General features: G+C 67.3%; 11 protein-coding genes. 6 read left to right on the top strand and 5 right to left on the bottom strand.

The genetic code is table 11. The annotated features are described in order from the left end of the window. Positions 1-17: 17 nt before the first annotated feature. Genes CVA01_RS13035 through CVA01_RS13045 form a run of 3 tightly spaced genes read left to right on the top strand, consistent with a single transcriptional unit; the run spans position 18 to position 3868 of the window. On the top strand, positions 18-1163 hold the full coding sequence (locus CVA01_RS13035; RefSeq protein ID WP_141331290.1) for a tyramine oxidase subunit B: 1146 nt from the start codon (positions 18-20) through the stop codon (positions 1161-1163). Further along, positions 1163-2386, top strand: coding sequence for an FAD-dependent oxidoreductase (locus CVA01_RS13040; protein ID WP_041630495.1), 1224 nt, complete (start codon positions 1163-1165; stop codon positions 2384-2386). The genes CVA01_RS13035 and CVA01_RS13040 overlap by 1 nt, the downstream gene beginning before the upstream one ends. A 9-nt stretch (positions 2387-2395) precedes the next feature. Further along, the gene (locus CVA01_RS13045) at positions 2396-3868 is read left to right on the top strand and encodes an APC family permease (protein ID WP_141331292.1); all 1473 of its coding nucleotides are present in this window, start codon (positions 2396-2398) and stop codon (positions 3866-3868) included. Here the strand turns inward: CVA01_RS13045 and CVA01_RS13050 are convergent. Both CVA01_RS13050 and CVA01_RS13055 read right to left on the bottom strand, forming a co-directional pair. Further along, complete coding sequence (locus CVA01_RS13050; protein WP_141331294.1) at positions 3859-4545, bottom strand: DNA alkylation repair protein; 687 nt, start codon at positions 4543-4545, stop codon at positions 3859-3861. The two genes, CVA01_RS13045 and CVA01_RS13050, sit on opposite strands and share 10 nt — an antisense overlap. Next, a complete protein-coding gene (locus CVA01_RS13055; protein WP_141331296.1) occupies positions 4542-5177 on the bottom strand; it encodes a hypothetical protein in 636 nt (211 codons plus the stop codon). The genes CVA01_RS13050 and CVA01_RS13055 overlap by 4 nt, the downstream gene beginning before the upstream one ends. A gap of 320 nt (positions 5178-5497) precedes the next feature. Here CVA01_RS13055 and CVA01_RS13060 point away from each other — a divergent pair, with 320 nt between their 5' ends. Further along, entirely contained in the window at positions 5498-6109 is a 612-nt protein-coding gene (locus CVA01_RS13060; protein WP_141331298.1) for a hypothetical protein, read from the top strand. 82 nt (positions 6110-6191) lie between these two features. Further along, positions 6192-7475, top strand: coding sequence for an HNH endonuclease signature motif containing protein (locus tag CVA01_RS13065; protein WP_141331300.1), 1284 nt, complete (start codon positions 6192-6194; stop codon positions 7473-7475). A gap of 3 nt (positions 7476-7478) precedes the next feature. Here CVA01_RS13065 and CVA01_RS13070 read toward each other — a convergent pair whose 3' ends face one another. Both CVA01_RS13070 and CVA01_RS13075 read right to left on the bottom strand, forming a co-directional pair. Continuing rightward, on the bottom strand, positions 7479-8159 hold the full coding sequence (locus CVA01_RS13070; RefSeq protein ID WP_170209791.1) for a response regulator: 681 nt from the start codon (positions 8157-8159) through the stop codon (positions 7479-7481). Then, a complete protein-coding gene (locus CVA01_RS13075) occupies positions 8156-9772 on the bottom strand; it encodes a sensor histidine kinase (RefSeq protein ID WP_014009567.1) in 1617 nt (538 codons plus the stop codon). Before CVA01_RS13075 ends, CVA01_RS13070 begins: the two co-directional genes overlap by 4 nt. A gap of 164 nt (positions 9773-9936) precedes the next feature. Here CVA01_RS13075 and CVA01_RS13080 point away from each other — a divergent pair, with 164 nt between their 5' ends. Next, positions 9937-11343 (top strand): CitMHS family transporter, encoded by a 1407-nt coding sequence (locus CVA01_RS13080; RefSeq protein ID WP_141331302.1) that lies wholly within the window; start codon positions 9937-9939, stop codon positions 11341-11343. Here CVA01_RS13080 and CVA01_RS13085 read toward each other — a convergent pair. After that, positions 11321-12625 carry an ammonium transporter gene (locus tag CVA01_RS13085; protein WP_014009565.1) on the bottom strand — a complete coding sequence of 435 codons (1305 nt, stop codon included), beginning with the start codon at positions 12623-12625 and terminating at the stop codon, positions 11321-11323. The two genes, CVA01_RS13080 and CVA01_RS13085, sit on opposite strands and share 23 nt — an antisense overlap. Positions 12626-12655: the final 30 nt, after the last annotated feature.

A 12655-nucleotide genomic window follows, 5' to 3' on the forward strand; every position in this document is an offset into this window, starting at 1 on the left:
GCTGTTGACTGTCCACCATGACAGCAACGATCAGCACCGCACTCCAGACCCGCTACTTCTCCGAGCCCGACATGATCGCCGCCGGAGTCACCGACATGCCGGCCTGCGTCGACACCATGGAGAAGACCTTCGCCCTGCTGGGCGTCGACGACTACCGGATGGGCGGAGCCAACCACAACTCCCACGGCTCCGAGGTCCTCTTCCCCGACGACTCCCCGCACCCGCGGATGCCCGTCAACGGCCCCGACCGCCGCTTCATGGCGATGCCCGCCTACCTCGGCGGCGAGTTCCACACCGCCGGTGTGAAGTGGTACGGCTCCAACATCGACAACCGTCGCTCCGGACTGCCCCGGTCGATCCACACCTTCATCCTCAACGACGCCGACACCGGCGCCCCGCTGGCCATCATGAACGCCAACCTCCTCTCCTCCTACCGCACCGGCGCGGTCTCCGGGGTCGGCGCCCGACACCTCACCACACCCGGCGCGACCGTCGCCGCAGTCATCGGCCCGGGTGTGATGGGCAAGACCGCGCTCGAGGCCTTCGCCGCCGGCGTCCCCACCCTGCACACGGTCCGCGTCAAGGGCCGCAGTCAGGCCGGCATCGAGAACTTCGTGACCTGGGTACACGAGACCCTGCCGCAGTTCACCACCGTCGAGATCTGTCAGACCGCCGAGGAGGCCGTCCGCGGCGCCGAGGTCATCGCCTACGCCACCACCGCGCCGACCGGCGCGGCGAACTACCCGGCCATCGACCCGGCATGGCTCTCCCCCGGCGCCTTCGTCTCCGCCCCGGCCTGCATCAACCTGCCGGACGAGTGGCTGGCCGGCGGCGCAGGACGCCTCGTGCTCGACAACCGCAGCCTCTACGAGGCCTGGCACGAGGAGTTCGGCGACGACGCCTACGAGACCGTCGGCATCATCGGCAACAAGTTCCTCTCCCTGGAGAAGAACGGGGCGATCCCCGAGGGCACCGTCGTCGATATCGCCGATATCATCAACGGTGAAGTCGTGGGCCGGCGCAGCGACGACGACATCGTCATCTACTCCGTCGGCGGCATGCCGGTCGAGGACGTGGCCTGGGCGACGACGCTGTACCGCCGCGCCTGCGAGGAGAACATCGGCACCGTGCTTCCGGTGTGGGATACCCCGGAGATGGCATGATGACCACTCCCGCACACTACGACTACGTCGTCATCGGCTGCGGCTCCATCGGTTCGATGGCGCTGTGGCAGCTCACCGAACTCGCGCCCGGGGCCAGCGTCCTCGGTATCGAACGCTTCGACCGCGTCCACACGAAGGGCTCCTACTCCGGCGAGTCGCGGCTGTTCCGCGTCGCGCTGAAGGAGGGCGGCATCTACATCCCCCTGGTGCAGCAGGCCCGTGGGATGTGGCTGGAGATGAACGAACGTTCCGGCCGCGACATCTTCCTGCCGGTCGGCGCGATCTCCGTCGGCCCGGCCGACTTCCCCACCATGGTGCAGACCATGGAGGTCATCGAGGAATTCGGCCTCGACCACGAGGTACTGGACGCCGCGGAGCTCGCCGAACGCTTCCCGGTCTTCGCCGCGTCCTCCCCCGGTGCCGTGCCGGACGCCGCGATCATCGACCCGGCAGGCGGCGGGATCCGCCCCGAACTGTCCGTCGCCTACGCCCAGCAGTTCGCGATCGACGCCGGTGCGCAGCTGTGGGACAACACCCGCGTCCTGGCCGTGGAGCCCGGCGCGGAGAGCACGCTGATCCGCACGGAGAGGGGTGAGATCACCGCCGGCAAGGTGATCGTGGCCAACGGGTCCTGGACCGCCGACCTCTACCCGGACCTCGCCGGGCACATCAGTGTCCAGAGCATCCCCCTGACCTGGTACCTGCCGCTGGACATCACCGGCTTCCTCCCGGAGAACCTGCCGATCTTCATGCGCGACATCGTCCGCGACAACGGCGAGATCTGGCACTGCTACGGCGCTCCGACCATCGACGGCTACTCCGTGAAGATCTCCCACGGGGACTTCGTCGGTGAGGGCACGACCCCCGACGATCTCGAAGTGCTGCGTACCGGTGAGATCCCGGCGGAGGTACTGCAGGTCTTCTCCGAACGTGCCTCCACCTTCTTCACCGGCATGCTCGACGCCCCGGTACGGATCTCCCTGCACCACGACGGCTTCACCACCGACCACGCCCCGGTACTCGGCCACGCACCGGGCACCGACGGAGCCGTCACCGTCGCCACCGGCATGAGCGGCAACGGCATGAAGTTCGCCCCGGTCTACGGCCGGATCGCCGCCGAGCTGGCGGTGACCGGAGACTCCCCGCTGCGTCCTGCCGCCTTCGACTACCCGGTGACCGCCCGCGAGCCCTCTGCCACCATCATCCCCGCCGCGATCCACTAGGAGCTTCCCGTGAGCACCACGACAGCAACCACCGCACCCGCGACCCCCGGACAGGGCCTGAAATCCGGGTCGCTGACCACCGCGTCCATCGTCTTCATGGTCATCGCCGCTGCCGCGCCACTGACCGTCATCGGCGGCGCACTGCCGATCGGCATGTCCATCGGCAACGGCCCCGGCTACCCCGCGATGTACGCCCTCGGCGCCGTCATCCTCATCCTCTTCTCGGTGGGCCTGACCACCATGTCGAGGTTCATCGACGAGCCGGGCGCCTTCTACTCCTACGTCGAGACCGCGTTCGGACGCCGCCTCGGGATGGGTACCGCCTACCTCGCCCTGCTGACCTACACCGCCATCCAGTTCGCGGTCTACGGCTTCCTCGGCGCACAACTGTCCTCCCTCATCGCCCCGCTGGTCGACATCCCCTGGTGGGTGTACTCGCTGGCCGTCGCCGGCGTGGTCGGCTACCTCGGCTACCGCAACATCGAGCTGAGCTCGAAGGCCCTGGGCATCCTGCTCATCGCCGAGATCGCCATCGTCGTGCTCATCGATGTCTTCGTCACCGGCAAGGGCGGTGCCGAGGGGCTCAACGCCGACCCCTTCCTGCCGGAGAACATGTTCTCCGGGTCGATGGGCATCGGCCTGATGATGGCGATGGCCGGCTTCATCGGTTTCGAGGCCACCACCGTCTTCCGCTCCGAGGCGAAGGACCCGGACAGGACCATCCCGCGGGCGACCTACATCTCCGTCGCCGTCATCGGCATCTTCTACACCGTCTCCGGCTGGGCCGTGGTCCAGGCCTGGGGCACCGACAACGTGCTGGCCGAGGCCACGAAAGACCCGGACAACATGATCGCGAACACCGCGGAGAACTACCTCGGGTCCTGGGCCGGTCCGGTAGTCGATGTCCTGCTGCTGACCAGCCTGTTCGCCTGCGTCCTGTCCTTCCACAATGTGCTCACCCGCTACCAGCACGCCATCTCGCACAAGCGCGGCCTGCCCCGGGCGCTGCGTGCGGTCCACCTGACGCACCGCTCGCCGCACATGTCCTCCATCGTCCAGACCTCGACGATCCTGCTGCTCACCGTGGTCTGCGCGGTCATCGGACTGGATCCGGTGGCAGAGATCTTCACCTGGTTCTCCGGCCTGGCGACCTTCACCATCGTCATCCTCATGCTGCTGGTGTCGGTGGCCGTGGTGGCCTGGTTCCGAACCCGGTCTGACCTGCCGGTGTCCGCATGGAAGCGGCTCATCGCCCCGGTGCTGTCCTTCCTCGGACTCGGCACCGCCCTGTTCTTCATCATGACGAACTTCACCGTGCTCTTCGGCAGCGCGTCCGTCGCCTGGGTCATGGCGGTCTCCGCACCGGTGGTCTTCCTCCTCGGCACGGTCTTCGCCACCTTCGTCCCCGAGTACGACGACAAGGTCATCACCCGCAACATGGCGAGGCGGATGGCTCGTGATGAGCGCGCGGATCAGTCCTGACGGGCCACCATCTCGGTGATCCACACCGGGGCGAACGGCGAGACACAGTTCTTCGCCGTCGGATAGTCCCGGAACACCCCGAGCTTCTCACCGACCGCCAGTGCGCGGTCGCGGAGCTCGGGGTGGCGTATGCCGATCTGTGCCAGGACCTCGTTCTGGGACCACTGCAGCACCTCCGGGGAGGACGCCATCTCCGCCTCGATCAGGTCGAGGAGCGCTGTGAGGTCATGCGGTCCGGCGTCCCTGCCTGCTGTGATGTCGCGGGCGGTGAGTGACCATCCGGCAGCGGCGATGACCGGGTCGGCGTCCCCGAACCAGCGGTCGCGCAGTGCGGCGGCGTGCCCGGACTTCACGACGACATAGCTGAGCAGCCAGGCGCGTTCCTTGGGGGTGGACGCCTCACGGTACATCCGGTCCAGGTCATCGGCGGCGCAGCTCTTCGGCCGCAGTAGCAGGGTCGCGGCGAGACTCGCGGCGGAGTCGCCGTTCTGCCACAGGGCGAGACCGACCTCATGCCGGGCGGCGGGTTTCATGCCCGTCGTGGCGTCCTTCACGGCGTTCCGCAGTGCAGTGAGATTCACGGCGTGCTCGTCGCCGTGCCGACGGTTGACGGCGAGAATACCGGGATCAGCCAGCGCGGTGAGATCGGCGCGGATCCGATCGGCGGTGTCAGTCACAGCTGCTGGTATCCGTCCGTCGTGAGCTGCACCGCGGCACCGGTGGAATTGTCCGTGACAGTGAGGGAGTCTCCGGCGGTGGCGTCCACGGTGTAGCGCTCACCGACGTTGGTCACCCCGTCGGCGGGCAGGCGGTCGGCCGGGCTGATGCCGGAGTTGCCGAGCAGAGCGTAGACCTCGGGATCACCGCCCGGACGGTATGCCACGGCATTGGCTTCGCCGCCGTCGGTCGCACCCCAGCCGAGGTGGGCAGGTGCCTCGCAGGCCCAGGCGTAGCCCTCGGTCTCAGGCTGGTCGACGAAGTCGCAGAGCAGGGTGTACTCCCCCATCGGTACCTGGTAGCTGCCGGCGGCGACCGTGGTGGTGGTCGGGGCCTGCGCGGTGTCCGGCTGGGACGGGGTGGGCTGCGGGGCGACGTCCCGGCCCTCGGTCGGTTGCGGGGCAGCCTCGTCCTCGGGGGATTCAGCGGGGGTCGAGGAGCTCAGTGCCGTGTCGACATGGTTGTCGTCGCTGCCGGCGTCCTCCACCCCTTTCCCGTCGTTGTCGCACCCGCCGAGCAGCAGGGCGCCGCCGAGCACGCCGATAGCGGCGACGGCGGACAGACGGACGGTGCGGCGTTCACGGTGTGACACGGCGGGACTCCTCGTTGACTGTTTCTTTACCCCACCACCGTGCCACAACTGTGGGGTGGGCGGTGGCGGTGGGTGTCTGTCGCAGAAGACGTCACAGAAGAAGAGGCGGTCACGACCGAGAAGTCTGATGCCCTGGTAAGTTTCCCACCGGAACTACCGCGAGAGGGCCTCATGATGATCCGAAGAAGCCTCGGCACCGTCGGAGGCGTCCTCCTGCTCGCGTCGACGTCGCCGACTACACCACCGGTTCCCTCGTCAGCTCGACGCTCGAGGGACCGGGCCTGAACTGCTACATCAACAAGTATTCAAGTTCGGACTCGATGGGCTGCACCCTCGACTTCACCGAGGACGTGCGTGACACTTCCAACGGGGAGGCCGCCGGCGCGGTCGACTGGGGCTCCGACAGCCGCTTCGAGCCGAAGATGCAGACCGGTGGCGGTGACAGCTCCGCCTCCGTGAAGTCCCTGCGTCCCGCCCAGCGGATCAGTGCGGCGGGAGCGACCTGCGTGGCCTCGGGCGACCGCGCGATGGCATGCGAGCGTGACGGTAAGCAGTTCACCTACGACGGCGGCGACTTCAGTGCCACGGACCGGACGCTGGACGAGCGCAATCTCGTCGAGGGCAGCCATGACGCCGGCAGCTTCTGCGGGGAGGCGAACAACGGACTCTACGCCGACAAGTGGATCACGCGCGTGTTCGTCACCGAGGGCACGGTGGACTGCCGGGAGGCGGTCGACACCCTCGACGGCTACCTCTCGACCTGGCAGGACGGCTCGCGGAGCGACCCCCTGCTGACCACGCTGTCCAACGGGTGGACCTGTTCCATGCCCACGGCTGCGACGTCCCGGGCGGAGAACATCAAGGTGAGCTGCGGGAAGGGGTCGATGACGGTGAAGATCCCGGCCTCCACGCCGGGCATTATATCCAACTGAACTGTCTATTCGAACGGGTGATTGACTCTGTACGGTCACCTGTGTATCCTTTGTGTCACTGAAGCAAAGGAGGGTCCCGACCATGACCACCACCCTCGAAGACCGTCACCGCCAGATCTCCGACCACATCTCGAAGTCCATCATCCCCCTGATAAACACCATGGACATGAGCCTGGTTGCCGCACTCACCACCACCGACAGAGCCGCCCGCACCACCACGGCACTCGCCTGGCGCGGACGCACCCGCGCCGACGCCGTCCGCTTCACCCACGCCGCCGATATTGCCGAACGTATGGGCGACCTGTTCACCACCGCGTCTGAGCGCACCCGTCTGACCGTCGATCACCTCGACCTCATCTGGTCGCGTATCCACCGGCACCTGGTGACCGTGCCCGCCTCTCTCGTGAGCGACGTGCGGACGAGCCTCGACACCGCCGTCGAACCCGCCGTCTCCGACTGGCTTGACGACCACCCCGGCACCGGCACCGTCAACCTCGCCGACCTCCGCGACCATCTCGACCTCATCCTCGCCGACATCGCACCCGGTCTGACCAACGCCACCGCCCGCGCCGAACGCGAAGCCGCCAATCTCACCCGCCGCGGCAACGTCCTCACCCTGACCTGCGGCGACACCATCATGGCCGCGGGCATCGACAATGCCCTCACCGATCGTGCGAAGAACATCCTCACCGATCTCCGCAAGATCAGGGACAACAATCCCGAGAGCACACCGGAGCTGCCGACCCGGGCCGAGGTCAAGGCCCAGGTCCTCCTCGACCTGCTCGGCGACAATCCCGACAGCCTCGCCGTGACCGTCAATCTCTTCCGCACCACCACGGACGGCGTGCACGGCGCCGGCACCGCCTACAGCCCGGACATCGGCTGGCTCGATGTCGACACCGCCGACCGCCTCGAGTCCGCCGCCCGCACCTCCCCCAACGGCCGCATCCGTACTCTGCCGGACAGCCCCGATGACCTCACCGTCACCGAGGCCTACAAGTTCCCCGTTCTCGTCCAGATCGCCGCCGAAGCACGCGACGGCCACTGCCGCTTCCCCGGTTGCACCGTCCCCGCCACCCGCTGTGAAAAGGACCATATCGAAAACTCACCGCACACCGACCCCACCAGCGACGGGGCGACCAGTATCGACAACCTCGAGAACCTCTGCCCCGAACACCACCGGGCCAAGACCCTCGGCATCTGGAAAGCCGCCTCACCCGACAGAGGGCTCACCATCCACTGGACCGGCCCGCTCGGCGAGAAGTACACGACCTACGCTTCCGGGCCTACCGCCCCGTACATCCGCCTACGCGCAGAGACGCAATCCGAGGAACCTGAACCGGAGGATCCTCCCCGACAGGAGTAGATGTCACCACCCCGGTTTCCCGGACCTCGCGTAGAGGTGCTCGGGCCGTCCGGACTGCCCGTACTTCAGCCGCACCGTGACCACGCCACGGCCAGCCATGGCCGCCAGGCGTCTCTGGGCAGTGGCCCGGGACACCCCGGACAGTTCAGCCACCTCAGCGGCGGACCGTTCGCCGTCCCCCAGCGCATCGAGGACGAGCTGCTCCGTCGCTGAACCTCCCGCACTCGCCGGCCGGGTACTCCCGTGCATCAGCGACAGTGCCTTGTCGATGTCCTTCTGGTTGAGCGCGTGCGGGGTGTCCACGATCCGTCGGTACCGGGCGAAGCGGTCCAGCCGTTCCGTCAGGGACTGCCTGGTGAAAGGCTTGACCAGGTACGCATGCACCCCGGCAGCCAGAGCACAACGGACCGTTGCCGGCTCCGTGGCCGCGGACAGGACAAAAGCGTCCATCCCCGACGCCCGGACCAGGTCGATGCCGTTCCCGTCGGGCAGGTACACGTCCGCGAGCAGCAGGTCAGGCTGGCGCGTTGCGATGAGTTCGCGGGCCTCCGCTACTGTCCGCGCGGTGTCCACCACCTCGAACCCCCTGGTCGCGGTGACGACATCAGCGTGAATCTGCGCCACCCGGAAATCGTCGTCGACCACGAGCACCTGTAGTAGCCGTCCGGCCTTCTTCGCTGTCATTCGTCCGCTCCTTCCGCTGGATCACCTGTACTCACGATGTGCGGCAACCGCACCCCGAACACCGCTCCGGAGCTCTCGCCACCGGCATCGATGACCCAGAGTTCGCCACCACGGCGATTCACGAGGTCCCGGGACAACGTCATGCCGATCCCGTGACCGTGGACCGGGTCGGATCCAGGGTCAGGGCCAGTATTCAATCCCGCTGACCGCAACCCCGCCCCGGAATCCGCGACGACGAAGGTCAGACCGTCGGCGTCCTGCAGGGCAGTGACCTCGACCCAGGCATCGCCACCTGTCTCAGAGCCACCTACCGCAGCGGTCACCGCGTTGTCGACCAGATTACCGAGCACCGTGGCGACATCCTCCACGGCGGAGACCGGCGCAATGGTGCCGAGGACCAGGGTCTCCTCGCCGATGCGCAGCACTACACCACGTTCAGCGGCCTCGGTGGACTTCGCCCCGAGGAAGGACTGCAGGAAAGGTTCGGTGAGCAGGCCTGCATTCTCCAGGGGGAAGTCCACCGGCCCGCGCTCGGTCATCTCCCCGAGGAACTCACGGGCGTCGTCGGTGCGTCCTGCATCGAGCAGGCCGGTGGCGACGTGGATCCGGTTGGCGAATTCATGACGCTGCACCCGCAGTGCACCACCCAGTGCCTGGACCGACCCGAGGCGTCGACTGAGGGTCAGCAGGTCGGTCCGGTCACGCACGACGATGACCGTGCCGAGCAGCCGGCCGTCCCGCAGCACCGGGTGTGCGTCCAGGTAGAGCACCCGTTCGCCGACGACAACCTGGTCACAGGGCTCGCCTGCACGGAGTCGCTGCAGCACATCCGGAGGAAGACCGAGGTCGGCGAAAGGTCTTCCCGCGGCGTCCTTCACCTGCAGCAGGGTTTCCGCCGCCGGGTTGAGGACCCGCACCACCTCGTCGGTGTCAAGGGAGAGGACGCCGTCATCCACACCGTCCAGCACCGCGGACTGTGCACGGACCAGTTCCGTGAGCTCCTCCGGCTGGAGCCCGAGGGTGACCCGCTCCCACCGGCGTCGCATGATCACCGAAGCGACGAGACCGAGAACGACCGCTCCCACTGCCGCGCCGCCGACGCCGGCGAGCAGGCGGGGCAGGTCGTCGAAGACCTGTTCCTGCCGGAATCCCACGCTGACCTCGCCGACGGGTTCGTCACTGCCCGGCGCGTACACCGGGACCTTCGCCCGGGCGGACCGGCCGAGCGTGCCTGACTCCCAGGCGGTCACCTCGTCCCCGCGCAGTGCGGCCTCGTGGTCGGTGCTGACCTCCTCACCGATGCGGTCGGGGTCCGGGTGCGCCAGCCGTATGCCGTCCCGGTCGGTGACCACGACGAAGAGCGCGCCGGTGCGGTCGCTGGTGTCGCGCGCGAACGACTGGAGGGCACTGTCCGCCGACGGCGCGTCACCGGACGCCACCTCCTCCCTGACCTGCGGGGAGGACGCCACGCTGCGGGCGATACCGACGGCGGACGTCGCCGCCTCGTCCCTCAGACGGTCGTAGGTGATCCAGGAGAACACCCCGGCACACACGGCCACGACGGCGACGACGGTCGCCAGCTGCAGCAGCAGGACCCGGGTGGAGTATCGCATTCCGGAGATTTTAGCCCCCACACCATTGCTGCACACAATGCGCAGAAGTACCAGTGTGCGCAGAACTCCGACTAATGCGCACAACCGCCGTCCTGTGTGGCGGATCACTTTAGAGTGCCAACGCTCCCGACAACACACATTGACACACTCAAGGAGGAGAAGAGATGTCCGCCACCGGCCTTCTCACACTCGCCGCCGACGCCTCGGACGCCGGCTACGACCTGAGCCACACCCTCTCCGACGGCATTCTCGTCGCCCTCGGATTCCTCATGATCCTCACCTTCATGGCGCTGATCATGACCGGTCGGATGACCCCGATACTGGCGCTGATCCTGGTACCCACTGTCTTCGGACTCATCGGCGGCGCCGGGCTCGGCCTCGGCGACATGGTCATCGACGCAGTGAAGGACATGGCCCCCACCGCGGCACTCCTGATGTTCGCGATCATGTACTTCGGGATCATGATCGACGTCGGACTCTTCGACCCGTTGATCAGGATGATCACCCGCATCCTCGGTAACGACCCGGCGAAGATCGTGCTCGGTACCGCCGTGCTCGCCGGTGTGGTCTCCCTCGACGGCGACGGTTCCACCACCTACATCATCACCACCTCCGCCATGCTGCCGCTCTACCTTCGCCTCGGCATGAGCCCCGTTGTCCTGACCTGTGTCGCCGGCCTCATCAACGGCACCGTGAACATCCTCCCCTGGGGCGGTCCGACGGTCCGTGCCGCCGCCGCCCTCGGCCTGGAGCCCTCTGAGGTCTTCGTGCCGATGATCCCCTCCCTCATCGCCGGTGTCGTCGTCTGTCTCGGCTTCGCCTGGATGCTGGGCCTCGCCGAGCGCAGGCGTCTCGGCACCGTCGGTGTCCCGGTCGCCGCAGGTGACTCAGACACCGACCAGACCTCCATGTCCGGCACCATGCTGAACCCCGACCGCGAGACACTGCGTCCGCAGCTGATCTGGTTCAACCTGATCCTCACGGTTGCGGTGATGGTCCTGCTGGTCATCGACATCTTTCCCCTCGCCTACGTCTTCATGGTCGGTGCGGCGATCGCCCTGGTCGTCAACTTCCCGAAGGTCAAGGATCAGGCCCATGAGATGGTCGCCCACTCCAGCTCGATCGTCGCCGTCTCCGGCATGGTCTTCGCCGCGGCTTGCCTCGTCGGCGTCCTGTCCGGTACCGGCATGGTGGACGCCATGGCCGAGTGGATCACCACGGTGATCCCGGACTCCCTCGGCGGCTACCTCGCGCCGATCACCGGCCTGCTGTCGATGCCCTTCACGTTCTTCATGTCGAACGACGCCTTCTACTTCGGCGTCCTGCCGGTGCTCTCCGAGAGTGCCGCGCACTACGGCATCGAGCCGGTGCAGATGGCCCAGGCCTCCATCACCGGCCAGCCGGTCCACATGCAGTCCCCCCTGGTCCCCGCCATCCTCCTGCTGGTCTCCCTGGCCAATGTCGGCCTGGGTGCCCACCACCGCAAGGTGCTGTGGCGTGCCGTGGTGGTCTCACTGGTGATGCTCGCCGTCGGGATCCTGTTCGGCGTCATCCCCTTCCACGCGGGGTAGGAACCGGGTCTGAGGATCGCAGCAGTTCCATGATCTGTTCCACCACCTCCGCGGGAAGCTCCGAGACCGGCACGGCGTCCCCGTCGTAGGCCTGTTCGGCGTGCTCCGCAGAGTCGATGCCGATGCTCTCGTCCTTCGCGGTGATGCGGATCGGGCTGACCTTGTCCATCAGCCAGGCGATCGCATAGGTCGCACAGAACGAGAACCCGACGGTGACCAGGATCGCGACAAGTTCGCGCCACAGCATGTCCCAGCCACCACCGAAGAAGATGCCGGTGTGGTGCGCGGGGGCGTCCGGCGAGCCGACGAACACCACGAGCATCGCCGCGGCCATGCCGGCCACACCGTGGACGGCGAAGACGTCCGCCGAATCGTCGATTCCGAACCTGTGTGCCAGCCGGACCGCGCCGAACGCGGCTGCGGCGCCGACCACGCCGACGAGGATCGCGAAGACCGGGTCCACCGCATCCGCCGTCGGGGTGATCGCCACCAGACCGGCGATCGCACCGGTACCCAGGCCCATCAGGGTGTAGGAGCCGTCGACGATGCGCTGCATGACGATGTAGCCGATCATGCCGCCGGCCAGGGCGAGCAGCGTGGTCATCACGGTGTACTCGGCGACGAAGTTGGCCCCGCCGGCCGAACCGCCGTTGAAGCCCATCCAGCCCATCGCGAGCATGCCCACGCCGATGAGTGTCAGCGGCAGGTTGTGCGGACGCTGGTCGTGCTCGGCGCGGCGTCCCAGGAAGATCGCCAGGGCCAGGCCCGCGGCACCGGCGTTCATGTGCACCGGGGTACCGCCGGCGTAGTCGTGGACCTCGAGGACGGTGCGGAACCAGCCGTCGTCGGCGAAGGCCCAGTGGGCGACCGGGGCGTAGACCACGAGCACCCAGATCACCGCGAAGCCCATCCAGGCGTCGAACTTCATACGCCCCGCCGCGCCGGAGGAGACCAGTGCCACCGAGATCGCGGCGAACAGGGTGTAGAAGGCCGTGGTGACGGTTGTCCCCGCCCCGTCGTCACTGGTCAGTGTGCTGAAGAAGGTGAAGCTCGTCGGGTCACCGATGACCCCCACCCCACCGGCGGACTCGCCGAGCACCAGCCCGTGCCCGATGAGAACGTAGACGATGACGGTGACGGCCAGTGAGGTCATCACCATCATCATCATGTTGAGGACGCTGCGACCGTTGAGCATTCCTCCGTAGAGCATCGCCAGCCCCGGGAACATCAGGAGCATCAGGGCGAAAGCGGTACACATCCACGCAATGTCAGCTGCACTCATGGAGTTAAACAGTAGGAAACACGCATTTCG

It is taken from the genome of Corynebacterium variabile (assembly GCF_006539825.1).
GTDB lineage: Bacteria > Actinomycetota > Actinomycetes > Mycobacteriales > Mycobacteriaceae > Corynebacterium > Corynebacterium variabile.

Excerpts from the sequence above, each read along its gene's own strand:
- CVA01_RS13080 (WP_141331302.1), top strand. The coding sequence starts at position 9,937 with ATGTCCGCCACCGGCCTTCTCACACTCGCCGCCGACGCCTCGGACGCC.
- CVA01_RS13085 (WP_014009565.1), bottom strand. The coding sequence starts at position 12,625 with ATGAGTGCAGCTGACATTGCGTGGATGTGTACCGCTTTCGCCCTGATG.
- CVA01_RS13035 (WP_141331290.1), top strand. The coding sequence starts at position 18 with ATGACAGCAACGATCAGCACCGCACTCCAGACCCGCTACTTCTCCGAG.
- CVA01_RS13070 (WP_170209791.1), bottom strand. The coding sequence starts at position 8,159 with ATGACAGCGAAGAAGGCCGGACGGCTACTACAGGTGCTCGTGGTCGAC.
- CVA01_RS13065 (WP_141331300.1), top strand. The coding sequence starts at position 6,192 with ATGACCACCACCCTCGAAGACCGTCACCGCCAGATCTCCGACCACATC.
- CVA01_RS13040 (WP_041630495.1), top strand. The coding sequence starts at position 1,163 with ATGACCACTCCCGCACACTACGACTACGTCGTCATCGGCTGCGGCTCC.
- CVA01_RS13075 (WP_014009567.1), bottom strand. The coding sequence starts at position 9,772 with ATGCGATACTCCACCCGGGTCCTGCTGCTGCAGCTGGCGACCGTCGTC.
- CVA01_RS13060 (WP_141331298.1), top strand. The coding sequence starts at position 5,498 with ATGGGCTGCACCCTCGACTTCACCGAGGACGTGCGTGACACTTCCAAC.